General features: G+C 47.6%; 22 protein-coding genes. 4 read left to right on the forward strand and 18 right to left on the reverse strand.

Going from position 1 to position 23,074, the window contains the following annotated elements:
- Positions 1 to 18: 18 nt before the first annotated feature.
- The 6 genes from SGLY_RS15130 to clpP all read right to left on the reverse strand — a co-directional run bounded on the left by SGLY_RS15130 (position 19) and on the right by clpP (position 7,064).
- Positions 19 to 1,995 carry a metallophosphoesterase gene (locus tag SGLY_RS15130; RefSeq protein WP_013626058.1) on the reverse strand — a complete coding sequence of 659 codons (1,977 nt, stop codon included), beginning with the start codon at positions 1,993 to 1,995 and terminating at the stop codon, positions 19 to 21.
- Between the two features lie 164 nt (positions 1,996 to 2,159).
- Positions 2,160 to 3,311, reverse strand: a complete 1,152-nt coding sequence (locus tag SGLY_RS15135; protein WP_242822959.1) for a sensor histidine kinase — start codon at positions 3,309 to 3,311, stop codon at positions 2,160 to 2,162.
- A gap of 113 nt (positions 3,312 to 3,424) precedes the next feature.
- The gene (locus SGLY_RS15140) at positions 3,425 to 4,159 is read right to left on the reverse strand and encodes a LytR/AlgR family response regulator transcription factor (protein WP_013626060.1); all 735 of its coding nucleotides are present in this window, start codon (positions 4,157 to 4,159) and stop codon (positions 3,425 to 3,427) included.
- 211 nt (positions 4,160 to 4,370) lie between these two features.
- Positions 4,371 to 5,105 (reverse strand): hypothetical protein, encoded by a 735-nt coding sequence (locus SGLY_RS15145; RefSeq protein WP_013626061.1) that lies wholly within the window; start codon positions 5,103 to 5,105, stop codon positions 4,371 to 4,373.
- Between the two features lie 194 nt (positions 5,106 to 5,299).
- Complete coding sequence (gene galU / locus SGLY_RS15150; RefSeq protein ID WP_013626062.1) at positions 5,300 to 6,205, reverse strand: UTP--glucose-1-phosphate uridylyltransferase GalU; 906 nt, start codon at positions 6,203 to 6,205, stop codon at positions 5,300 to 5,302.
- A gap of 250 nt (positions 6,206 to 6,455) precedes the next feature.
- Complete coding sequence (clpP, locus tag SGLY_RS15155; RefSeq protein WP_013626063.1) at positions 6,456 to 7,064, reverse strand: ATP-dependent Clp endopeptidase proteolytic subunit ClpP; 609 nt, start codon at positions 7,062 to 7,064, stop codon at positions 6,456 to 6,458.
- A 203-nt stretch (positions 7,065 to 7,267) separates the two neighbouring features.
- Here clpP and SGLY_RS18190 point away from each other — a divergent pair, with 203 nt between their 5' ends.
- The 4 genes from SGLY_RS18190 (at position 7,268) to SGLY_RS15170 (ending at position 12,588) form a co-directional block, all read left to right on the forward strand.
- Entirely contained in the window at positions 7,268 to 7,429 is a 162-nt protein-coding gene (locus SGLY_RS18190; RefSeq protein WP_013626064.1) for a hypothetical protein, read from the forward strand.
- A gap of 356 nt (positions 7,430 to 7,785) precedes the next feature.
- Entirely contained in the window at positions 7,786 to 9,474 is a 1,689-nt protein-coding gene (locus SGLY_RS15160; RefSeq protein ID WP_013626065.1) for an L-lactate permease, read from the forward strand.
- 502 nt (positions 9,475 to 9,976) lie between these two features.
- Positions 9,977 to 11,659 (forward strand): L-lactate permease, encoded by a 1,683-nt coding sequence (locus SGLY_RS15165; protein ID WP_013626066.1) that lies wholly within the window; start codon positions 9,977 to 9,979, stop codon positions 11,657 to 11,659.
- A gap of 182 nt (positions 11,660 to 11,841) precedes the next feature.
- Complete coding sequence (locus SGLY_RS15170; protein WP_013626067.1) at positions 11,842 to 12,588, forward strand: hypothetical protein; 747 nt, start codon at positions 11,842 to 11,844, stop codon at positions 12,586 to 12,588.
- Between the two features lie 315 nt (positions 12,589 to 12,903).
- Here SGLY_RS15170 and SGLY_RS15175 read toward each other — a convergent pair whose 3' ends face one another.
- The 12 genes from SGLY_RS15175 to SGLY_RS15230 all read right to left on the reverse strand — a co-directional run bounded on the left by SGLY_RS15175 (position 12,904) and on the right by SGLY_RS15230 (position 22,772).
- A complete protein-coding gene (locus SGLY_RS15175) occupies positions 12,904 to 13,857 on the reverse strand; it encodes an acetyl-CoA carboxylase carboxyltransferase subunit alpha (RefSeq protein ID WP_013626068.1) in 954 nt (317 codons plus the stop codon).
- A gap of 21 nt (positions 13,858 to 13,878) precedes the next feature.
- Positions 13,879 to 14,751: an acetyl-CoA carboxylase, carboxyltransferase subunit beta gene (accD, locus tag SGLY_RS15180; protein ID WP_013626069.1), complete on the reverse strand. Its 873-nt coding sequence runs from the start codon at positions 14,749 to 14,751 to the stop codon at positions 13,879 to 13,881.
- A 41-nt stretch (positions 14,752 to 14,792) separates the two neighbouring features.
- Entirely contained in the window at positions 14,793 to 16,136 is a 1,344-nt protein-coding gene (locus tag SGLY_RS15185; protein ID WP_013626070.1) for an acetyl-CoA carboxylase biotin carboxylase subunit, read from the reverse strand.
- A 70-nt stretch (positions 16,137 to 16,206) separates the two neighbouring features.
- On the reverse strand, positions 16,207 to 16,632 hold the full coding sequence (gene fabZ / locus SGLY_RS15190) for a 3-hydroxyacyl-ACP dehydratase FabZ (RefSeq protein ID WP_013626071.1): 426 nt from the start codon (positions 16,630 to 16,632) through the stop codon (positions 16,207 to 16,209).
- Between the two features lie 23 nt (positions 16,633 to 16,655).
- The gene (gene accB, locus SGLY_RS15195; RefSeq protein WP_013626072.1) at positions 16,656 to 17,117 is read right to left on the reverse strand and encodes an acetyl-CoA carboxylase biotin carboxyl carrier protein; all 462 of its coding nucleotides are present in this window, start codon (positions 17,115 to 17,117) and stop codon (positions 16,656 to 16,658) included.
- The gene (gene fabF, locus SGLY_RS15200; RefSeq protein WP_013626073.1) at positions 17,118 to 18,362 is read right to left on the reverse strand and encodes a beta-ketoacyl-ACP synthase II; all 1,245 of its coding nucleotides are present in this window, start codon (positions 18,360 to 18,362) and stop codon (positions 17,118 to 17,120) included.
- Between the two features lie 12 nt (positions 18,363 to 18,374).
- Positions 18,375 to 19,115, reverse strand: a complete 741-nt coding sequence (fabG, locus tag SGLY_RS15205) for a 3-oxoacyl-[acyl-carrier-protein] reductase (protein WP_013626074.1) — start codon at positions 19,113 to 19,115, stop codon at positions 18,375 to 18,377.
- A gap of 31 nt (positions 19,116 to 19,146) precedes the next feature.
- Positions 19,147 to 20,088, reverse strand: coding sequence for an ACP S-malonyltransferase (fabD, locus tag SGLY_RS15210; RefSeq protein ID WP_013626075.1), 942 nt, complete (start codon positions 20,086 to 20,088; stop codon positions 19,147 to 19,149).
- A gap of 2 nt (positions 20,089 to 20,090) precedes the next feature.
- Complete coding sequence (gene fabK, locus SGLY_RS15215; protein ID WP_013626076.1) at positions 20,091 to 21,038, reverse strand: enoyl-[acyl-carrier-protein] reductase FabK; 948 nt, start codon at positions 21,036 to 21,038, stop codon at positions 20,091 to 20,093.
- Complete coding sequence (acpP, locus tag SGLY_RS15220; protein WP_013626077.1) at positions 21,038 to 21,280, reverse strand: acyl carrier protein; 243 nt, start codon at positions 21,278 to 21,280, stop codon at positions 21,038 to 21,040. Before acpP ends, fabK begins: the two co-directional genes overlap by 1 nt.
- A gap of 33 nt (positions 21,281 to 21,313) precedes the next feature.
- Positions 21,314 to 22,291 carry a beta-ketoacyl-ACP synthase III gene (locus SGLY_RS15225; protein WP_013626078.1) on the reverse strand — a complete coding sequence of 326 codons (978 nt, stop codon included), beginning with the start codon at positions 22,289 to 22,291 and terminating at the stop codon, positions 21,314 to 21,316.
- Positions 22,292 to 22,328: 37 nt separating this feature from the next.
- Positions 22,329 to 22,772 carry a MarR family winged helix-turn-helix transcriptional regulator gene (locus SGLY_RS15230; protein ID WP_013626079.1) on the reverse strand — a complete coding sequence of 148 codons (444 nt, stop codon included), beginning with the start codon at positions 22,770 to 22,772 and terminating at the stop codon, positions 22,329 to 22,331.
- Between the last annotated feature and the right edge of the window lie 302 nt (positions 22,773 to 23,074).

The raw sequence follows: 23,074 nt of genomic DNA on the forward strand, positions 1-23,074 counted from the left end.
AAACGACAGATCCGCGTTTTAATTGCCAAGCTTCTTCAGGGCATCAATAATGGGGAGCAGCCGGTCTGCTGCAACGCCTGCCAAGTCTGTGACAGGAATGTCAAACTCCCAATAATCCCCGGTTGCGTGGTTGTCACCGTCGCACCATACATTCAGCCTGCCTCCATCGCCAAAGTAAAATTGCGCCCCAAATTCGGGTGTATCCATGCTCTCCGCAAGCTTTTTATACGCCGCCGCTTTGAGCTCTTCGGGCAATTCACCGTCAACGACCGCAGGCGCAAAACCGAATTTTCGGTCAAGGATCAGTTGCCTCAGCGTACCCTTATCCTTTATGAAATCCCATAGATTGGCCGCATCCTGCTCGCCCGTAGTCAGGCTGAAGAGCTGTGTCCGTATGGAATTGACAGGATAAGCCGCGCCTGCGGCATAGGCGGTATTGTATGTCCTGATGCTCAGCAAATCCCCGCCTACCACCTCAAAAACAGGCCTAATATCGTAAGTGGTATCTTTTTCGGCAGAAGAAGTCGGCGCAAGGCAGAAGGTTTTTAATCCTTTATTGAGTTTTGCTTGTATCTCATCGTTCCCTAAACCGCCTACCTCCACATAACGGGCCTGTGTGGAAGCATCACCGTAGTTTGCAAGCGCTTTGGTATCGAAGGATGCCTTGGCGAAAGAACTTTCCGCAGCGGTGGGTTCCTCTTTTTCCTTGCCGACATTTGCGGTAATATCGGTCACGGAGCCGTCCTCCTCATACTGATACAGCCCGGCCGTGGTCTTTTCGCCGGTAGTGATGACAGCAAATGTGCGCTCGGCATCCGGATAGAGGGTGTTATGGTCAATCCATGTTCCTTCATTGATATAGTATTTTCCGTTATCCAGGCTGTGATATGCGGGTACATGCGTGTGACCGAACACAACCACATCCACGTTTTCCTCGGGGTTATTTAGATACTGTGCTTTTGCCTGGCTGAAAAAATACTCCCCGTCCAAGGTTCCGGCAACCGCCTCAAGAAAGCTGTTCGGGACCTTGACCTTGTTGATCGCTTGGCGCTCTGCCCATGTGCGCTGAATGTTTTTAAACAGCACCGGTGCGGATATCGTTCCGTCTGCCTGCTGTGCGGGATAGAAATCCAAATAGGTGTAGGCGTCGTTAAAGCCGGCGATGCGCATATCGAATATTTTTTTCTCAAGGCCTTCGTTGGGCGTCAGCCGTTCGGATACGCTTTTGAGGATCTGGTAATACATATATGCGCCGTATTGGTCTACATCAGATTTATCCGGTATATTCGTGATCACCGGCAAATTCCTTTCTACCTGCGGGCGGCCTTCGAGCACCCATGTCGCGCCATAGCGGGCATAGAAATAACCGGGGGGGAGGATGGTATCATCATTGCCGCACAGCTGTGCGTTGGTGACTGTATCCGGCGCGGAAAATACGTCATAGCGGTGGCCGTGCTCGATGGCGATCTCGTTTCTGTCGCCCGTGTAATAAAGGCCGAGACCGTCTGCATCCCAGGCCTGGACAATGTCCGGCACCGCTTCCTGCAAGATGTCAGCCGCCAGCGTCATATCATGGTTGCCGGGTATGTAAACCAGCTTGATCCCGCTTTTGATGATGTTGTTGAGCTCGTCGAAGACGGCTTGATTGGTGGTAATCGCGTCTTTGTAAAATTGTGCTGCATCCGTGTAGGCGGGATAATAGACCGGCAAAAACCAATCGTCCAGAAAATCACCGTTAATTACCAGCTCCCGCACATCTGTAGTGCTTTGCAAACGGCGCAAAAACTCAATAAAAAACGGACGGTTTTTGAGCGTTTCTGTATAGCGGTCATCAATGCCAAGGTGGATATCGCTCAAGATGACGATCTTATTTCGTGTGTTGCCTGCCTCCCACAAAGCCGTTGGACCGGTCTCGGTCGAGCATCCGGTAACGGACAGCGCCAAAGAAAGCACCATACAGGATGCCAGCAGGAAGGAGAGTATTCTTTTTCTCATGTTCATTTCCTCCAATCACTCCATTAATATTTTGTAAAGTTCCACCCTGAGCGTAACATGAGAAAGAGAAAAAAATGAGCCTTTCTACTTAAAAGACTCATTTTTCTACTTAATGTTCAAGGACAAGTGCAAAATTTCCGCTTGACAAAGGAAACCGTCTGTGCTCAGATCAGCAGCCGCACATTAAAAACGCCGTTCTCCACCTGATAGAGCAGCTCGCCGCCGTTTTCCCGCACAAAGGCCCGGATGCTCTCACCGCCCCAGCCATGTCCTTCCTCCCTGACGGTGGGATAGCCGTTTTCATCCAGCGGCACCTCGCCGGAATAAGGATTCTCCACCTCCAAAATGAGCTGGCCGGTGTAGACGGCGCGGACACGGAGCCGGCGCTCTGCTTGGGGATCGAGTTTTTCACAGGCGTGTATGGCATTTTCCATCAGGTTGGAAAGGACCATCGATAGAGCCAGCTCAGAAAAGGGCAGCTTTTCGGGGATATCCAGCCTGAGATCACAACAGATTCTCCGCCCCTCGGCCAAGGCGGCGTAGTAGCTTACGGCGGCGTTTACGGCAATATTCTCACAATAACGCACCGGCTTTTGGGGTAAAGCGGCAGTCTGCCGGCGAAGCAAAGCAGCGGCCTTGTCCACATCGCCATTTTGCATCAGCTCCAAAAGGGTGGCGTTCAGGTGACGCTGATCGTGCTGCACAACGCGCATTTGCCCTACCGCCTCATCCATCAGGGAAAGGCGCTGCTTCATTGTCTCGCCGGACAGCTCCAATAAGGCCTTATCCTGCTTCAGGCGGTATTGTGCGCCTACGCTTTTGAGGCCGATAAATACTGATCCATACCCCGCCAGTGTCACAAGGACGAGCCAAAGCAGCGGCACGGTTTGTATAGTAAGCGTCTGCACGATATCATCGCTGTTGAACATGAACCACGAAAAGGCCAAAAAAGCGCTGCCCGCCACATAGAAAAACACTGCCCAATGTTCCGCCGCCTGACGGTAGAGGGGCCGCAGCACCTTGCGAAACAGCAGAATAGCCGCCGTAAAAAGAATCAGCCGCCATAGGGTGTTCGCATATGCGGGGTGGGGCAGAGACCTTGAAAAAACAAAGCTGAGCACCAGCACGATAAAGCTTACGTTCATCACCGTGATGTAAGAGAACAGCCACTGCATGAAGCTGTCCCGAAAAAAGGGCCGCGCCGCAAAACACAGCAGCACGAACAATACCACATCGATCTTGGCAAGCAGGGTGAGGTTGCCGCTGCTATAGCAATAAACCGCCGTTGACAGATTCAGCGTAAGGATGGCGAGCATGACGAGATTTGTAACCTTTCGGCTGTATTTGGGCTGCAAAAGCGAGATGAAAAGCACCACGTTGGCGATGGCGGATACGATGCCGCGCAAGAAGTGCGCAAAAAACAGTTCCATTATTTTTCCTCCCTGCTCAAGCGGTAGTTCAAATAAGCATTGCGCACGGCGGCATACTGCCTGGCGGAAACAGGCACAAAGCCTCCCTCGCGCAAATAAAAGCCCTCGCGCGCCAGCTTTTCCACACGGCTCATATTGAGCACAAAGGAAACATGGGGCGAAAGAAAGCGCATATCGCGCAGGAGGGGCGCGATATGCCCGGCAAAGCCGCAAGTAAGGGTGGTCGTTTCCACCTGCTCGCCGCCGATCAGCGTATAGCGCGCAGCGCGGTTTTTATATTCGCAGCAGGAAATTTGGCCTGCGGACAAGGTGCGCAGGCCTTCCTTGACTTTCACAGTAACGGTAATTTCCTTGCCGAAATCCACCTTGGAAAGGGCCAGCTCCAGTAAGGAAAACAGAGCCTGCTTTTCTACAGGCTTGATCAGGTAATGCAGCGGGTTAACCGCATAGGCGTCCAGCGCGTAGCCCGGCTCGGTGGTGATGTAAACGATCTGGGCCTCCCGGCTGATCCGGCGGATGCTCTGCCCAAGCTCCAGCCCGCTGACCATAGGCATGACAATATCCAGCAGGTAAAGATGAAAACTCTCGGTTTCAATGGCGGTCAGTAATTGATCAGGATGGGAGAACTCTTTCTTTTCTGCTTCCAAGGTATGAGCGCCAAGGTATTCTGTTATATATTCATTGATAAGTTCCAGCTCTTTCGGCTGATCATCACAAATTGCAATCTTTAACATAAGCTATCCCTCTTTGTCTATTTATTATAGCAAAAGAGAGTATAAATTATCATCATTTTGTCTGTTTGCGTAAAATTGTGCAAACCGATTATTTCAGGTATTATACGTTAATTTTTTCGGTGTCAACCGCAGGAGTTCATAAAAAAGATATCCGAAAGGAGGTTATTCGGATATCTTCAAATGGAAGCTTATATTAATTTTTTCTTTCTTTTTATTCCGTGCGCTTGGTTGCGAAGGGAGTTGCTCCGTACACTTTGGAGCTCAGGTCGTCACGGAAAATATGGGTATCCAGATCATGAATTTCCTGGTGGAACTGCTCGATTCTAATCTTATCATTAGAATCAAAGGCATCGGCTCCACGGTTCAGCAGGTTGCGCATATAGGTATCAAGGGTAGCGGCCTGGGATAGCTTGGTTTCTTTTTCCATTTGTTTTTCCCAAAGGGTTTTATGGAATACGATATACTTTTTAATATCAGAATTATTCATCTGGGGCCCTGCTGTCGCCCCTCCCAGGTATCCGTCCGCGTACTGATGAAGGTTCCAGGCAATTCCGAATGCCAATGTTTTTGCGGCGTCGCTCAAAGCGTTTGGACCAAAATATCCCGCTACTGACGGCGCCGGATTGAGCAAGCTGATATCAGGTTCTGTGTATTTTTTATTCCCTTTCTGATCTGTTGGGGTGGAAGTGGATTTTTCAGGCTGAGCAGACGGAGGATTGTTTGCCTGCCCCTCTGTTGCACTGTCGGATGGTGATGTTGCTTCCTGTCCGCTTGCAGTGCTGTTAACCGGTGGTGTTTGAATAACCACCTCTTCTGATGGAACCATATTTACTTGTCCTCTTAAAACCTTCCACGCCGTCGGACCGTATATACCGCCAACTATAACCACCCCAGCAAGAGCAACAGCTCCAGTTAAGGACAGTATTTTTCTGCGGTCCAGTCTCATCATACTCCCCCCTGTTTAATTATTTCTCAATAAGCTTAGCAATAGCCCAGGGAAAAGCATGTCGTTTTGAAGAAGCCGCAAGGCCTATTTTCTTGTAAAGTCCTGTTTAATCCGTCACGATATCCCGGCCACTGATTAATGTCCTGAAAACTTGTCCTCTTTTCGTTTTAAACACCCATTGTTTGTCCATTTTTTCAGACAAGCCTGAGGCCTTTTTGCTGCTCATCGTACCGGTTGATAAGCTCTCTTAAATAGCCGATGACATTTTCTCCTATCTCATGATGCGCTAAGGCAAATTCGATTGTCGCCCTGACAAAACCAAATTTATCCCCGACATCGTATCGCTTGCCGATAAATTGATAAGCAAAAACCTCCTGAGTTTTGCTTAGCTCCAGCAGGGCATCTGTCAGCTGGATCTCTCCTCCCCTTCCCGGAGGAAGATCAGCCAGGCAGTCAAATATTTCCGGCTCAAGAATATATCTTCCCATGATCGCAAGAGGGGTTTTGGGGGCCTGGGCGGGACTTGGCTTTTCGATCATATTCTCGGCTTTAAACAGCCTCGCCGACACCTTGCTTCCTTCAATTACACCATACTTGGATACTTCCTCCACCGGTATTTCCTGTACACCGATCATATTCCCCTGCCATTTTTCATAATATTTGATCATTTGTTTCAGACAGGGGACTTCCGAAGAAATGACATCATCCCCCAACAGGACGGCAAAAGGTTCATGACCGATAAACTTGCGGGCACTGTAGATCGCATGGCCCAGCCCAAGGGCTTCTTTCTGGCGGACATAGTGAATATCAACCATATCGGCGATATCTTTCACCATATGCAGCAGGTTTTCTTTTTGGCCTTTTTCAAGAAATACTTCCAATTCTACAGACCTGTCAAAATGATCTTCGATCGCGCGCTTATTCCGGCCTGTTACGATAATGACATCCTCGATTCCGGATTGAACGGCTTCTTCAATAATATACTGAATGGTCGGTTTATCCACAATAGGCAGCATTTCTTTGGGCTGAGCCTTGGTGGCGGGAAGAAATCTGGTTCCCAAACCGGCTGCCGGGATTACCGCTTTTTTGATTACAGTCAAGGATTTTCCTCCTTATTCCTTTGATATTTGAGTCCGGATGCTTTGATGTTTGAGTCCGGATGCTTCAGGTTTCATTGATGATTTCGGCTGCTTAAACGTCATTGGTTTCCATCAATTATTATATGTAGGATTTTCTTGTTTATGAAAAAGACACGGAATTCTTTTCCGTGTCTTTTTCCTGCCGTTTTCATTTTCGGTTTATGATTTGGGGCTATTTTCTTGCGCCCTGTCTGTCTTTTTCGGATCTGCCCTATTTTTTCTTGGCCACCTGCTCCGACTTTTCCAGGATCTGGTCTACGAGGCCGTATTCTTTGGCTTCCTGAGCGGTTAAATAGCGGTCCCGGTCGGTATCCTGCTCGATTCTTTCTACCGGCTGACCGGTCATCTCTGCAAGCAGACGGTTCATTCTTTCTTTCACTCTCAAAATATGCTTGGCATGAATCTCAATTTCCGTAGCCTGACCGGACAATCCTCCCAGAAGAGGCTGGTGAATGAGGATTTCAGAATTGGGCAGAGCAGTACGTTTCCCCTTCGCCCCTGAAGCAAGCAAAAAAGCTCCCATACTGGCTGCCAGGCCGACACATATGGTATGGACATCCGCTCTGACATGCTGCATGGTGTCATAAATAGCCATACCGGCACTGATCGAACCTCCCGGGCTATTAATATAGAGAAAAATATCTTTTTCCGGATCTTCCGCATCAAGGAATAAAAGCTGGGCAACAATCAGATTGGCCATATAATCATCAACTTGGCCGCCCAGAAAAATAATCCTGTCCTTCAAAAGCCTGGAATAGATATCATAGGAACGCTCACCGCGGTTAGTCTGCTCAACTACCATAGGAACAAGATAACTCATGTGTATCCCCCCAACTTTTTATTATTCTGATCCCTAGTGGTATAAGTATATTACAATGGTCAATAAAGGTCAAATATTTTTAGCTATTCATTCCAATTTTTTATGTTCATATTTTTTTTTGTCCCGGAAAGAATAAGGTTAAACGTCAATGAACGTCACAGAAACAACTTTATATTGATCTATTGACGGAAAGGAGCTTTCTTATGCGGAAAATATCTTCTGATACCATGCACTATGTAGACGATCTGCGCAGAGAAATTAATAAGCTTTATGCCGCCCCTTTATCGACATTATTGGACGAGGAAACCTTTCACCGTGAACCATGTGCTGAAAATCATCATCCAGAAACCAAATTAGAAAAATAAAAGATCATTTTTCACGATCATTTTTATTTTTTTCATTTTTAATTTTAATTTATATTGTTTGAATTTTTAGAATAATTTAATTATTTAAATTGTCTAATTTATGAAAAAAAATTTAGTTAACATTTATGATGTTTATGTTATAATTATGTTAAAATTTTAAATTAATTGACATGCAATAGCTTAATTTAATGAAAATTCCTATTATTTGTCAATTAAGTATTCTGTTGCCGTGAGGGGGGATGAATAGGCGAGACATGTTCGATCATTAACTTTTTGTTCTCTCAGTTTCATGGTTCTTTTTTTTGTTGTTTTTTGTAATAATTTTAATTTTTTTTAAATGTGAGGAGGTCTTCCACTTGGGTCAGTATTTGCAAAACTATAACCCAACCGGCAATGTTGTTCTGTCAACTTTATTGGCAGCTCTTCCGATTCTTCTCTTCCTTTACCTTCTGGCCGTCCATCCGCATAAGACCAAGGACGGGCGCAAAGAGTACGGGATCTACGCTCCTTATGCAGCGATCATTTCCGCTTTAAGTGCGTTCGCACTTGTTCTTTTTGTCATGAAGATGCCCGTTCCTATGGCGATATCGGCATTCATATACGGAGCCGCCAAGGGCCTGTTCCCTATCGGCTGGATTATCTTCGCCGCGATCTTTCTTTATAATACAACGGTTATCTCCGGTAAATTCGCCGTACTTAAGGATTCTTTATCCGGCATCACCTCAGACCCCCGGCTGCAAGTCCTTCTGATCGGTTATTCTTTTGTCTGTTTTATGGAAGGCGCCGCCGGTTTTGGGACTCCGGTCGCTGTCTGTGGTTCTATTTTGGTAGGGATGGGCTTCAATCCAATGACTGCCGCCCTTGTCTGCCTGATCGGTAATGTCGCGCCCGCTCTCGGCGCTCTCGGCGTGCCGACCTTCACCCTCAGTGATGTTTCCGGTCTGCCTATTCTGGAGCTTACCCAGCAGTCCGGCCTGCAATTTATCTTTATGCCTATTGTTGTCGCCTTTTGGGTGGTCGGAGCCTATATCTTCAGAGAAAAAGGGAAATGGTCCGATCTTTGGGCGGTTGCCCCGGCAATTCTTGTTTCCAGCGGTACTTTCGCCATTGTCCAGCTGTTTACAGCCATGAAGGGCTGGTATATGATCATCGGTATGCTCGCCGGGATCGTGTCTATCCTCTGTACGATGGTCTTCCTGAAAATCTGGAAGCCGAAAAAAGGTTTTGGTCAGCAAAAAGCAGTCACTCCGGCGGCTCATCCGACCAAGGACATCGTGATGGCCTGGATGCCCTGGGTACTTCTGGGCATTTCCGTCACTCTCCTCAGTGTGCAAAGCATCAAAGATTCCCTGAACAGCATTTTTATCTGGAAGTATACCGTACCCAATCTGGACGGACTTTCTCTGGTCCAGCCTCCGATCGGGGACGGAAGCCTCCACGCTGTTTTCACCTGGGATATCCTGACAATGGGCGGCACGGGAATCATGGCCGCAGCCATAATCTCCGGTCTGCTTGTCCTCCGCCTTTCCGGCCAGCAATGGGCTAAGGCGTTCTCGGTAACAGGGAAGAAAATGAAGTCATCCCTTACTCTGCTGTGCTGTGTTCTCGGCTTCAGTACTCTGACCAGATTCGCCGGCACCGACGCGATTCTGGGCCTGGCCTTCACCAAGACAGGAGCCGCTTATCCTTTCTTTGCTCCTATGCTCGGTTGGATCGGTGTGTTTATCTCGGGTTCGGATACAGCAGCCAACAGTATGTTTGGCAACCTGCAGAACATCACCGCTCAGCAGCTTAATTTGAATCCTGTGCCGATTACCTCCTCTACGACTACCGGCGGGATCATTGGTAAAGTAATCAATGCCCAGTCCGTCGTTGTGGCGACCGCTGCCTGTTACGAGGACCAGAAGGAAGGAATGGCCGCCGTCGGACCGATTATCCGCGCCGGTATTCCGCACTCCGTGGCTTTGATTCTGATTTACTCGACCTGGCTCTGGTTCCAGTATTATTTCCTGTCAGGAATGTTGATTACTCTGCCAGGAAAATAATCCATTCATCATTGATTTGAATTTGATAAACTGATTACCGAATGCTGCCGTACGAGAACGTATTGTTCAAGTGCGGCAGTATTTTTTATCTCATCGTTAACCTGAAAATGATCACTCACCCGGGGCTTTTAAATTTTTTTTGAATTTTTTTACTTGCATAGTATTCGTTTATCATATAAAATTATCCCATAATTCAGAATATTAATTAATATTCTGAATTATACATATTGTTATTTTCGCGGAAATTGTAGGATTATGCACCGGCCCTTATTCCGTTGTGTCATGTTCTGTTCTCTCCAAAATTCTTATTCATATTGTCGGAATATTTCAATATATATAGATCGTGTCCTTGTTTCTTTCTTACAGACGGTATAGATTCAGTGTCCCAGACTACCGTCCAAACGAGTTAAGGAGGTGATGCCGGAATAAACTGAATAGGTTCTTTTGCCCTTATTTTTCTTTATTCGTCGGTAAGCTTTTCATTCGAGAGGAGGTCTTTATTTTGGGAGAATATATTCAGAACTATAATCCAACCGGCAGTGTTTTTCTGTCAACTTTTCTGGCGGCTCTTCCGCTGCTTCTCTTCCTTTACCTTCTGGCTGTCCATCCGCATAAGACCAAGGACGGGCGCAAAGAGTACGGGATCTATGCTCCTTATGCGGCGATGATTTCCGCCCTGGCCGTTTTTATCATTGTGATTGCCGTCATGAAAATGGAACCCGTTATGGCCATATCGGCATTCATATACGGGGCCGCCAAGGGCCTGTTCCCTATCGGCTGGATTATCTTCGCCGCGATTTTTCTTTATAATACAACGGTTATCTCCGGTAAATTCGCCGTTCTTAAAGATTCTTTATCCGGCATCACCTCAGACCCCCGGCTGCAAGTCCTTCTGATCGGTTTCTCTTTTGTGTGCTTCATGGAAGGCGCCGCCGGTTTTGGGACTCCGGTCGCTGTCTGCGGTTCTATTTTGGTGGGGATGGGCTTCAATCCGATGACTGCCGCCCTTGTCTGCCTGATCGGTAATGTCGCGCCCGCTCTCGGCGCTCTCGGCGTACCGACCTTCACCCTCAGTGATGTCTCCGGCCTGCCCATCTTCCAGCTCACCCAGCAGTCCGGCCTGCAATTTATCTTTATGCCTGTTCTCGTTGCCTTTTGGGTAGTCGGGGCCTATATCTTCAGAGAAAAAGGAAAATGGTCCGATCTCTGGGCGGTTTCCCCGGCAATTCTCGTTTCAGGGGGCACGTTCGCCGTTGTCCAGCTGTTTACAGCCATGAAGGGCTGGTATATGATCATCGGTATGCTCGCCGGGATCGTGTCTATCCTCTGTACGATGGTCTTCCTGAAAATCTGGAAGCCGAAAAAAGGTTTTGGTCAGCAAAAAGCAGTCGCTCCTACGGCCCATCCGGCCAAAGACATCGTGATGGCCTGGCTGCCCTGGATACTCTTGGGCATTTCCGTCACTCTTCTCAGTATTCAAAGCATCAAAACTTCTCTGAACAGCATTTTTATCTGGAAGTATACCGTACCCAATCTGGACGGACTTTCTCTGGTCCAGCCTCCGATCGGGGACGGAAGCCTCCACGCTGTTTTCACCTGGGATATCCTGACAATGGGCGGCACGGGAATCATGGCCGCAGCCATAGTCTCCGGTCTGCTTGTCCTCCGCCTTTCCGGCCAGCAATGGGTTAAGTCGTTCTCGGTAACAGCGAAGAAGATGAAGTCAACTCTGCTTGTCCTGTGTTTTGTTCTCGGCTTCAGTACCCTGACCAGGTTTGCCGGCACCGACGCGATTCTGGGCCTGGCCTTCACCAAGACAGGGGCCGCTTATCCTTTCTTTGCTCCTATGCTCGGCTGGCTGGGTGTGTTCATCTCAGGTTCGGATACGGCTGCCAACAGTATGTTTGGCAACCTGCAGAAAATCACCGCTCAGCAGCTTAATTTGAATCCTCTTCCGATTACCGCCGCCACGACTACCGGGGGGATTATTGGTAAAATTATTAACGCCCAGTCTGTCGTTGTGGCAACCGCCGCCTGTTATGAGGACCAGAAGGAAGGGATGGCTTCGGTCGGACCGATTATCCGCGCCGGTATTCCGCACTCCGTGGCCTTGATTCTGATTTACTCGACCTGGCTCTGGTTCCAGTATTATTTCCTGCCCTCAATGATGATTCCGATGCCTTAAGAATCCTTTCTTATCGTCTGTCTTCACGAAAAACCAGTTCCATGGGATGCTGCTGTACCAGGACCTTATTTGTTCAGGACAGCAGCATCTTTTTTTCATGTGGAAAGTACAGGCTATCTGTAGTATGATTCAGTTAGAGAAACTAAACAGCAGAGCTGTGGAGACGGTAAAGGAGATTGAGAATGGCAAAGAAACATCATTGGTATGTTTGGATATTTCTGATCTTTATCCTGATCACATGTCTGATCTATTCCATGCATTATCTAATTTTTCGTGATCCTGAACATTTGATCGACTACTTTATGATTCATCTGGGTTTTTTACCGATTCATGTCTTATTCATCGGTCTTTTCCTGGAAAAACTCATTGCTTACCGTGAAGAGAAATTGCAGAAAAAGAAAGAACATATGCTGATCAGCGCGTTTTACAGTGAGGCGGGCAATCAATTAATCCGGTTATTCTCCGGATATGTTCATGATATCGATCCGATACGCGAAAAGCTTAAGGTGACTGATCATTGGACAAAACAAGACTTTTCCATGTCGAAAAAGCTGATCGGCGATCACGAGCTGATTTTTCATTTAGATCCCGGGGAGAAGCTGGAGGAACTTCGCGCTTTCCTGTTGTCCAAGAAATCCTTTCTCTTCAACCTCCTGCAAAATCCCGCCATGGGATATGAATATTTTTCTCATTTACTTTTAGCCGTTTACCATCTTACCGAAGAATTCAGCTATCGAGACGATTTGAGCAGCTCCGGCCAGCCTGACCTTAACCATCTGGCTGTCGATATGAGGAGAGCTTATGTCTATTTGGCTCACCAGTGGTTCGAACAAATGGAATATCTTCAAAATGACTATCCTTACCTTTTCAGCCTGGCTTTGCGGATCAATCCTTTTGACCCGGAAGCTTCTGTTTACATTCAGAAATAGGTGACAGGTCATTTGCTCCGATCATATATTAAACGTAAACAGGGTCCAAAAAATTTCATGGTACATTTTACATTCCCGGCGTATTCTCGTCATAAAGGAGGCGGCAATCATGTACGCATATCCCCATTATTATGGCCTGGATATGATCATCGTCTTAATCCTGTTTATCATCGTGCTCACCGTTGAGGCATTATGCTGACATAAGGCCGGCAGGATTAACCCATACCAACCGATACGGAAAATCAAGAAAGAGGCGTTGTCCGCAATGGATGACGCCTCTCCTTATGCTATTGGCACCTATTCTTCTATTGGTACCTATTCTTCAAGGAACTTTCCTATTTTCCGATATTTTTCGTATCTTTTTTCTACCATCTGAGCGGTCTCTTCAGCCATGGCCCGGAATGGAACCTGCAATAGCTGTTCCTTTACAAGGTCTATCATGGCCTGAGGATCGTTTTGCGCCCCACCCGGCGGTTCGGGCAGAATACGGTCAATCACGCCCATTTCTTTTAAGTCCTGAGCAGTCATTTTTAAAAGGCTGACGGCTTCTTTAATCCGGTCCGGGGAACTGTCCTTCCAGAGAATACTGGAGAATCCTTCAGGTGAAACAACCGAATACACGGCATGCTCAAGCATCCAAATCTCATCGGCGACTGACATGGCCAAGGCCCCGCCGCTTCCCCCTTCTCCTAAAACAATGGAAATAACCGGCGTTTTCAGCAAAGCCATTTCCATCAGATTGCGGGCAATTGCCTCTCCCTGGCCTCTTTCTTCCGGTCCGATCCCCGGATTGGCTCCTTTGGTATCGATAAAGCAGATAACAGGCCGTTTGAACTTCTCGGCCTGTTTCATCAGCCTTAAAGCCTTGCGGTATCCTTCCGGATTGGGCATTCCGAAATTGCGTTTCACATTTTCTTTCATATTCCGTCCGCGCTGCTGCCCGATCACTGTTACAGGCAGATCACCTAATTTTGCTATGCCTCCGACAATGCAGGGATCATCACCAAAATACCTGTCGCCATGGAATTCGATAAAATAATCGAAAACCTTTTCGATATAGTCCAGTGAGGTAGGCCGTTCCAGCATCCGGGAAAGAGTAAATTTGTCTACCGGCGAAATGCTGCCATAGGCCTGGGCTTCTAATTCCAGGAGTTTAGCTTCAAGCTTCCCGATCTCGTCTGAAAAGTCGATCTGCTTTTCTTCGGCCATTTTTTCCAGTTCGCCGATTTTGTTTTTCAGTTCCCGAATATTTTTTTCTCCTTCGAGCATCTTTACACTCCTGAGCCTAAATTATTGATGCAGCCGGATAATCCGTGACAGTGTCGTCTTCATGGAATTTCTCGGCACGATCTTGTCTATGAAGCCATGCTCCAGCAGGAACTCCGCTTTTTGAAAGCCTTCAGGGAGCTGCTGCCGAATCGTCTGTTCAATGACCCTCTGTCCGGCAAACCCAATCAAAGCCCCGGGTTCGGCGAGAATAAGATCTCCCAGCATCGCAAAACTGGCTGTCACTCCTCCGGTAGTGGGATCAGTCAGTACGGAAATGTACAATCCTCCGTTTTGGCTGAACTTGGCAATAGCGGCAGAAGTTTTGGCCATCTGCATCAGGGAATAAATCCCTTCCTGCATCCTCGCTCCTCCTGATGCTGTAAATATGATTAACGGCAGTTTTTTGACACCGGCAAATTCGATTGCCCGCGTAATTTTTTCCCCTACGACAGAGCCCATACTGCCCATCAGAAATTTGCTGTCCATTACGGCGATCACCGTATTATTCCCATAAATCTTGCCATAACCGGTAATCACCGCCTCATGGATACCGGAATCATTTTGATAGGATAAAATTTTCTCTTCATAGCCCGGGAAATCGAGAGGATTCAATGTCGAAAGTCGGTCATTGATCTCGCGAAAGGTCCCGGTATCCATGATCAGCTCGATCCTGTCCGCGGCACTGAGGCGAAAATGCCGCCCGCAAACTGTACAGACTCCATTGCTTTTAAGCAGGTCCTTATTGTAAATTGTTGCGCCACAGTCCTGACATTTGATCCATAAACCATTCGGTATTGCCGGACCCTCATTTTGCGAGGCTTTCTCATCCGGTCTTAGAGCGTTTTGCTGCAGCACGATATATTTTGGTTTTCGAAAAACTTTATTAATTTTCAATGATTATTCCTCAAACTTTCAATACTGAATCATTTCAGCACTCAAAAATTAAATTCCTGAGACAGAAAAGAAGTATCAAAGTCACCTGACGCAAACCTGTCGTGGGATAATATTTCAAAAAGAAACTCAATATTATGATCTATTCCCTCCAGCACAAATTCATCCAGAGCACGCTTCATGATGCTTAAGGCATCCTGTCGGTCTTCGCCGTGCACAATCAGTTTAGCGATCATGGAATCATAATAAGGAGGGATCACATAGCCATTGTAAATTCCGCTGTCAACGCGTACTCCCTTTCCTCCGGGCCAAAGCATGATGTTCACCTTACCCGGGGAAGGCCGGAAATTCAAATTCGGATTTTCGGCATTAATACGGCACTCAATGGCATGCCCTTTAATTTTAACATTATTTTGAATTAGTGTCAGCTTTTTACCGGCGGCAATTTTGATTTGCTCTCTGATCAAATCTACTCCTGTGATAAGCTCTGTTACAGGGTGTTCAACCTGAATACGGGTGTTCATCTCCATAAAGTAGAATTGACCGTGGACGTCCAGCAGAAACTCAATCGTTCCGGCATTTTTATAGCCTACGGCTTTAGCGGCGTTAACCGCCGCGTCGCCCATCCGCTTGCGCAGATCCGCAGTCAGGGCCGCAGAAGGCGCTTCTTCAATGACTTTCTGATTTCTCCGCTGAATGGAACAATCTCTTTCCCCGAGGTGGATAACATTGCCATGATGATCAGCGAGAATCTGAAATTCGATATGCCTGGGCTTTTCAATGAACTTTTCGAGATACATCGAATCATCCCCAAAGTTAACCATCGCTTCAGTTTTGGCCGTTGCAAAAGCCTTTTGCAGATCCCCTTTTTCCCAAACGATGCGGATTCCTTTTCCTCCGCCCCCGGCTGAAGCCTTGAGCATCACCGGATATCCGATTCTATCCGCCTCCGCCTCAGCATGCTCATCATCATGCACAAGGCCTTCAGAACCAGGCACCACCGGTACTCCGGCCTTCATCATGGTCTGTCTGGCCCGGGATTTATTTCCCATCATCTCAATCGTCTCAAGGTCCGGTCCGATGAAAGTAATCCGGCACTCCTTGCACATCCCGGCAAATTTACTGTTTTCCGCCAGGAACCCATACCCCGGATGAATGGCTTCCGCTCCGGTCAGGACCGTGGCACTGATAATATTCGTCAAACTGAGATAGCTGTCCTGTGATCTGGCCGATCCAATACAGACGGCCTGATCGGCAAGTTCAACATGCAAAGAATTTCTGTCCGCCTCCGAATAAACGGCAACTGTTTCAATGCCCATTTCTCTGCATGCCCTGATTATTCTGACCGCGATCTCTCCCCGGTTCGCTATGAGAATCTTTTTAAACAAGACTTCACCTGCTTATCCCCAAAGTATAAATACTGATCCAAATTTAGAACACTTTTTACAATTACACGGTTTAGCCGATAAATACCTTTAGCTCAGCTTCCGCAGCCAGCTCACCGTTAACGGTAGCCACAGCCTTGCCGATACCTACCGGCCCCTTAAGCTTCACAAACTCTACTTCCAGTCTTATGACGTCGCCAGGGACAACTTTTCTTTTGAAACGGGCCTTGTCGATACCGGCAAAAAATGCGATTTTACCCCGGTATTTTTCCACGCTTAAGACGGCTACCGTGCCGGCCTGCGCCAAAGCCTCAATAATCAGGACCCCCGGCATAACCGGTTCCTGAGGGAAATGTCCCTGAAAAAAGTATTCATTCATTGTGACATTTTTATAGGCAACAACTTTTTTTCCTTCTTGAAGTTCCTCTACTCTGTCAATCAGGAGAAAAGGATACCTGTGCGGAATGATCTCCTGAATTTCCTTAATATCCAAACTCATAGCCGGCACCATCCTCTTTATGATCAAATACTTCTGGCCAAAAACAAGGGCTGACCATATTCTACCATTTCACCGTTGGTGATCAGGATTTCAACTATTTCCAGATCCTGTTCCGCCTCGATCTCGTTCATCAGTTTCATCGCCTCAATAATACACAGAGGGTCGCCTTTTTTCACCTTACTGTTTTCTTCAACAAAAGGCTCCGCCTCAGGGGAAGCCGCGGAATAAAAAGTCCCGACAATCGGGGAACTGACGGTAATCAGATCTTCCCTGTATTTTGCCGCAGGCTGAACAGGATCGGGCTCTTCAGCCTGAACCGCAGACGCAGCTGCCGGAACGCTGACAGGAACCTCCTGTTTACCGGCAGCTGTCAATTGCTTCTCCTTTTTCAGAAGGATTCTGGAGCCGTCCAGTTCAAGTTCCAGCCAGGTTAGGCTTGATTCGTCAAGCAATTTGACCAGTTCCTTAATCTCATTTAATTCCATTTACTTTCCCTCTGACCATTTTTTTAAAATGATTGTGCCATTGTGTCCGCCGAAACCAAGGGAGTTGGACAATGCGTATTCCACATTTGCTTTGCGGCCGAAATTTGGGACATAATCAAGATCACAATCTTCGTCCTTCACCTGGTACCCCACTGTCGGCGGCACAAAATCTTCCTCCAGAGCCTTGATACAGACGATTGCCTCAACCGCTCCGGCCGCACCGAGCAAATGCCCGATCATAGACTTCGTTGAACTGATCGGCACCTGATAAGCATGGTCTCCGAATATCTTCTTGATTGCTTCCGTTTCAAATTTATCGTTATAAGGTGTACTTGTTCCATGCGGATTAATATATGATATTTGTTCGGGGTTAATGCCTGCATCCTGCAAAGCAATCTTCATTGATCTGGCGGCCCCTTCCCCCTCAGGGGCCGGGGTCGTGATATGGTAAGCGTCGGAAGTCGCCCCATAACCTACGATTTCCGCATAGATTTTGGCCTTTCTGGCCAAGGCGCTGTCCAGGCTTTCCAAAACCAGAACCCCCGCACCTTCCCCCATGACAAAACCGTCCCTTTCCTTGTCAAAAGGAATCGAAGCTCTCTGTGGGTCTTCACTTGTACTGAGTGCCGTCATGGAGGAAAATCCTCCGACAGCTAAAGCCGTAATGGGCGCTTCGGTTCCACCGGCCAAAATATAGTCGGCATAACCATAACGGATCTTATGAAAAGCCTCCCCTATGGAATGGGTAGCGGTAGCACAGGCGGTAACCAGGCTTGTACATATGCCTTTGGCCTGATATCTGATGGAAATATTCCCTGCGGCCATATTGGTGATGACCATCGGGATGAAAAAGGGTGATATTTTATTTGGTCCCTTTTGAAACATTTTATAACATTGATCCTGAATGGTGATCAGTCCGCCAATCCCTGTACCGAAAATAACGCCGAATCTTTCATGATCGATATTCTCCAGGTCAATACCGGAATTTTTCACGGCCTCATCCGCGGCGCCCAGAGCCAGCTGACAGAATCTGTCCATCCTTTTGGCCTCTTTTTTGTCCAGATAGTCTTCCGGATTGAAATTCTTTACTTCAGCAGCCAATTTTACCTTTAGTTCGGCCGTGTCAAAGGCCGTAATCCTGTCTATTCCACATTTCCCTGACTTTACTCCGTCCCAGAAGCTCTCGCTATCGTTTCCCAGGGGTGTGATCGCTCCCATCCCCGTGATGACTACTCTTCTCTCCACCTTATTTCCTCCTTAAAAAGCCATTCCGCCGTCTACGCTGATTACTTGACCTGTGATGTATTCCCCGCCGGCCGACGCCAAAAAATGAACAGCATCGGCAACATTCTCCGGCGTCCCAAACTTCTTGAGCACGATGCTCTCTTTAATTGTCTCTTTAACCTTTTCTGCTAACACGGCAGTCATATCCGTATCGATGAAACCGGGCGCAACAGCGTTAACTGTAACTCCCCTGCTTCCCGCTTCTTTCGCTAAAGATTTGGTCAGTCCGATGATCCCTGCTTTGGCCGCCGCATAATTTACCTGACCGGCATTTCCGAGAAGCCCGACGACAGAAGTCATATTAATAATCCGTCCGCTTCTTTGCTTCAGCATAATCGGGACAGCAAATCGGCAGCAGTTAAAAATCCCTTTAAGATTGATCTCGATCACCTGGTCGAAATCTTCTTCACTCATTCTCATGATCAGGCCGTCTTTCGTCATTCCCGCATTATTTACAAGGACATCAACAGTCCCAAATTCCTCTTTGGCGCGGCTGATCAATGCTTCCGCTTCCTTCCATACCCCGATGTTTGCCTGAACGGCTATCGCTTTCACGCCAAGTGCCTGAACCTCGGTCATAAGGGAATTTGCTTTTTCTCCGCTGTTTCGATAATTAATGACAATATTGGCCCCTTCTCGCGCGAGCTTTAAGGCAACGGCCTTGCCTATTCCCCTGCTTGCACCCGTAATAACCGCTGTTTTTCCATTAAGCATTTTTTCCCTCCAGATTAATCATAGCATAAATTTACTCTTTACTATTGATATGTTTTACTGTTTCCTCCAAAGAGAGACGATCCTCAACATGAAAGAGCCTCAGCTTACGGTCAACCTTTTTGACGAAGCCCCGCAGCGCACTGCCCGGTCCAACCTCCACAAAGGTATCGACGCCATCCGCAATCATCCTTTTGATGCTGTCTTCCCAGCGCACCGGACTCATCACTTGTTTTTTCAAAAGTGGTTTAATCTCTATTATATCTCTTATATAGTCTCCTGTCACATTCGTCAGAACAGGCATGGTCAAAGGCTTTATTGTGATTTTCTCTAATTCCCGGGCCAATTTTTCAGCCGCGTCCTGAAGCATAGTTGTGTGAAAAGGACCGCTGACATCAAGGGGCAAGACTCTTTTGGCCCCCAGTTCCCGCGCTTTTGCCACAGCCAGGGCCAGGGCCTCATTTTCTCCGGCAATCACTGTCTGCCCGGGGCAATTATAATTAGCTACCTGGACAATACCCGCCGTCCTGCCGGCTAAACAGGCCTCTTCAACAAGCTCATTGTCTAAGCCGAGAATAGCGGCCATCCCTCCGGTACCCAAAGGAACCGCCTCCTGCATGAACTTTCCCCTCTGGCGGACCAGGCGCACCGTTTCTTCAAAACTCAGGGCACCTGCCGCAATCAATGCCGAATATTCACCCAGACTGAGCCCCGCGGCGACATCGGCCTTAATGCCGCTTTCCTCTAAAACCCGCCAGGCCGCAATGCTGACGGTCAGGATAGCGGGCTGAGTATTTTCCGTTTTATCCAGCTCTTCCTTGCTTCCTTCGAAGCACAGCTTGCTTAATGAGCCATCAAGCTGCCCGTCCGCAAGATCAAAGATCTCCCTGGCCGCTGCGAAATGCTGATAAAGATCCTGTCCCATCCCGACATATTGTGCTCCCTGACCGGCAAATAAATATGCGATTTTTCCCATGACTACCTCCACCTGATGCTGTTTACGGCTTCCAGCCTGGTCTGAGCCTGCTCAAACATTTCCTCGACAATCTCCCGGCAGGTCTGCTCGCTTGAAATCAGTCCGGCAATCTGTCCGGACATCACTGATCCATTTTCCACATCGCCCTCCCGAACTGCCTTGCGCAGAGCGCCAACCCCCAGAGCCTCCAGCTCCTCCCCGGAAGCACCGGCCTTTTCTCTCTCTTCATATTTCCTGGTCAGCTTATTGCGCAAAACGCGTACGGGGTGCCCTGTTGACCTGCCGGTTACTACCGTGTCGATATCACGGGCTTTGATCACCCTGTCTTTATAATTTTGATGGATGACGCATTCCCTGGCGACCAGGAATCTTGTGCCGACCTGGACCCCAACCGCGCCCAGCATGAAAGCGGCCGCGATGCCCCTGCCGTCGCCAATGCCTCCGGCCGCGATAACGGGAATGTCTACAGCGTCAACAACCTGCGGAACCAGAGCCATGGTCGTCAGCTCACCTACATGGCCCCCGGACTCTCCTCCTTCGGCAATTACGGCATCGGCCCCCTCTTTCTCCATTCTCCTGGCTAAAGCCACTGAAGGGATGACTGGGATAACGGTGATCCCGTATTCTTTCCACATCTTTATGTATTTGCCGGGGCTGCCCGCACCGGTCGTCACTACTTTAACTCCTTCATCACAGACCAGTCTGGCAACCTTTTCAGCATTTTCGCTGAGAAGCATAATATTTACGCCAAAGGGCTTTGACGTCAGCTCTTTTGTCTTTCTTATCTCTGCCTGAATATATTCTACCGGCGCATTGGCACCGGCAATAATGCCCAAGCCTCCGGCATTGGATACCGCGGAAGCCAGAGAGCTCTCCGATATCCAGGCCATTGCACCCTGGATGATCGGGTACTTTATTCCTAAATCTTGAAAGAAACTCAATTTATTCATCAATGACTCTCCTTCTCTTTTCTCTTCTCAAGATATTCGACCAGATCCCGGACAGTTTGGATGTCTTCCAAATCCTCTGTCGGAATCTCAACCGAAAACCGTTCTTCGAGTTCCAAAATGATTTCAAAAATATCCAGAGAGTCCACTTTCAAGTCGTTTTTGAAAGCGGACTTCAAGGTTATTTTTTGTTCCTCAATATTCATTTTATGGGCAGTCACCTGACGGACGATCTCAAATATCATGACAGCCTCCCGGGTTTATCGGATTCCTTAGTTTCATTTTGTCCATTCTATCAGCTGTGCTCCATAGGTTAATCCTGCGCCAAACCCCACCAAAATCAATTGATCTCCTTTGCTGAGCAATCCTCTTCCGGCTATTTCATCCAGGGCCAGAGGGATACTGGCACCTGAGGTGTTCCCACATTTGTCCAGGTTCATATAAAATTTATCCTTGCCGATACCTAATTTTTTGGCTGTAGCCTCGACAATACGGTTATTGGCCTGATGGGGAACGATATACTTCACCTCTTCAAGCGAGCAGCCTTCCTTATTCAGGACCTGTCTGATGCACTCAACCATAATTCGGACCGCGAATTTAAACACTTCTTTTCCGTTCATGGTTAAATAGGAAGGCGTTTGTCCGCCATGGTCCGGAATAAAGGCATTTTTTACAGGAACGGCATCACATCCTAAAAAATCCCCTCCGGTACCGTCCGCGCCGGTAAAGGATGAGCGTATCCCTTTTTCGCCTCTGCCTAAAACCGCCGCTCCCGCTCCATCCGCAAATAAAACACAGGTATTGCGGTCCTTCCAATCGATGATTTTCGACAGGACCTCGGCGCCAATCACTAAGGCATTTTCGCAAGCGCCTGTTTTGATCAGGCCGGCGGCAACATCCAGGGCATAAATAAAACCGGAACAGGCGGCGCTGATGTCAAAAGACATTGCTTTCCCGGCAGAGAGTTCTCTTTGCACGATACAGGCTGTAGAAGGAAAAAACTTATCCGGGGTAACTGTGGCCACAATGATCAGCCCAATCTCCTCAGCCTTGACTTCGGCATCCGCCAAAGCCTTCCGTGCTGCCTTGACTGCAAGTTCAGAAGTATTTTCACCGGTTGAAATCCTTCTTTCTCTGATCCCCGTCCTCTCCCTGATCCACTGGTCACTGGTGTCCACGATCTGCGAAAGCTCGTCATTATGAACGACTCTATCCGGAATATAGCTTCCGGTTCCTCTGATTTCCACATTATGCATTTTCCTGTTTCCTTTACATCGCTTATTTTCAACTGTTCTATTTGTATGTCTTGATGAAATGGTCATAAAGCTTTCTCAGGGAATCCAAGAGGATATTCTCCCTGTCGGGCAATCCTTTTGTTGTTTCCTTAACCATCTCCAAGTGAAATTTTTCATGAATCCGGTAAGCCAGCTTTCCTTTCTTGGTCAGCTGTATTTTGACCACCCGGCGGTCGTCTTCATCCCGCTTCCGTTCAACACAGCCCTTTTTGACCAGATTGTTGATTGCCGCAGTCAGTGTGCCTACCGTTACATTGAGATCGGCGGCCACTTCAGACATTGTTCTCGGCTTATACATTCCCATAGCTGCAATTGTATGAATCTCTGAAATAGACAAATTGCTGAAAGGGCCTTTTTTGATTTCGTATTCTTCTACGGCAAGAATATCGTTGAATGTCTTCAGTAAAAATTCACTTAAAACCAAATTTGCAGTCTGCTCCACGTTAACCACCCTTTTGGAAAGCCTTATCCAAATTTTACTCATTCTTAATTTGGTTGTCAAATAGTTTAATAATCAAAGTATATTGAGGGTTGCGGCGATTTCCCGCCCTGTTTCCTTTTTCTCCGAGCTTTGTGTAAATCTGATAAAATTGACCAAACTATAACTGTTATATTGGAATTTTCTTTTGATATTTTGTTGTTGCATTGTACCGGTACCATGAGTAGAATTAAACATATTATTTTCAATTGGTCAAAGAAGACCATGTATATGATGGCACCCCAAATCAGGGGAAACCGCGGTCA

It is taken from the genome of Syntrophobotulus glycolicus DSM 8271 (assembly GCF_000190635.1).
Taxonomy (GTDB): domain Bacteria; phylum Bacillota; class Desulfitobacteriia; order Desulfitobacteriales; family Syntrophobotulaceae; genus Syntrophobotulus; species Syntrophobotulus glycolicus.

Excerpts from the sequence above, each read along its gene's own strand:
- SGLY_RS15130 (WP_013626058.1), bottom strand. The coding sequence starts at position 1,995 with ATGAGAAAAAGAATACTCTCCTTCCTGCTGGCATCCTGTATGGTGCTT.
- SGLY_RS15135 (WP_242822959.1), bottom strand. The coding sequence starts at position 3,311 with ATGCTCGCCATCCTTACGCTGAATCTGTCAACGGCGGTTTATTGCTAT.
- SGLY_RS15140 (WP_013626060.1), bottom strand. The coding sequence starts at position 4,159 with ATGTTAAAGATTGCAATTTGTGATGATCAGCCGAAAGAGCTGGAACTT.
- SGLY_RS15145 (WP_013626061.1), bottom strand. The coding sequence starts at position 5,105 with ATGAGACTGGACCGCAGAAAAATACTGTCCTTAACTGGAGCTGTTGCT.
- clpP (WP_013626063.1), bottom strand. The coding sequence starts at position 7,064 with ATGAGTTATCTTGTTCCTATGGTAGTTGAGCAGACTAACCGCGGTGAG.
- SGLY_RS18190 (WP_013626064.1), top strand. The coding sequence starts at position 7,268 with ATGCGGAAAATATCTTCTGATACCATGCACTATGTAGACGATCTGCGC.
- SGLY_RS15170 (WP_013626067.1), top strand. The coding sequence starts at position 11,842 with ATGGCAAAGAAACATCATTGGTATGTTTGGATATTTCTGATCTTTATC.
- SGLY_RS15175 (WP_013626068.1), bottom strand. The coding sequence starts at position 13,857 with ATGCTCGAAGGAGAAAAAAATATTCGGGAACTGAAAAACAAAATCGGC.
- fabZ (WP_013626071.1), bottom strand. The coding sequence starts at position 16,632 with ATGAGTTTGGATATTAAGGAAATTCAGGAGATCATTCCGCACAGGTAT.
- accB (WP_013626072.1), bottom strand. The coding sequence starts at position 17,117 with ATGGAATTAAATGAGATTAAGGAACTGGTCAAATTGCTTGACGAATCA.
- fabG (WP_013626074.1), bottom strand. The coding sequence starts at position 19,115 with ATGCTTAATGGAAAAACAGCGGTTATTACGGGTGCAAGCAGGGGAATA.
- fabD (WP_013626075.1), bottom strand. The coding sequence starts at position 20,088 with ATGGGAAAAATCGCATATTTATTTGCCGGTCAGGGAGCACAATATGTC.
- fabK (WP_013626076.1), bottom strand. The coding sequence starts at position 21,038 with ATGAATAAATTGAGTTTCTTTCAAGATTTAGGAATAAAGTACCCGATC.
- acpP (WP_013626077.1), bottom strand. The coding sequence starts at position 21,280 with ATGATATTTGAGATCGTCCGTCAGGTGACTGCCCATAAAATGAATATT.
- SGLY_RS15225 (WP_013626078.1), bottom strand. The coding sequence starts at position 22,291 with ATGCATAATGTGGAAATCAGAGGAACCGGAAGCTATATTCCGGATAGA.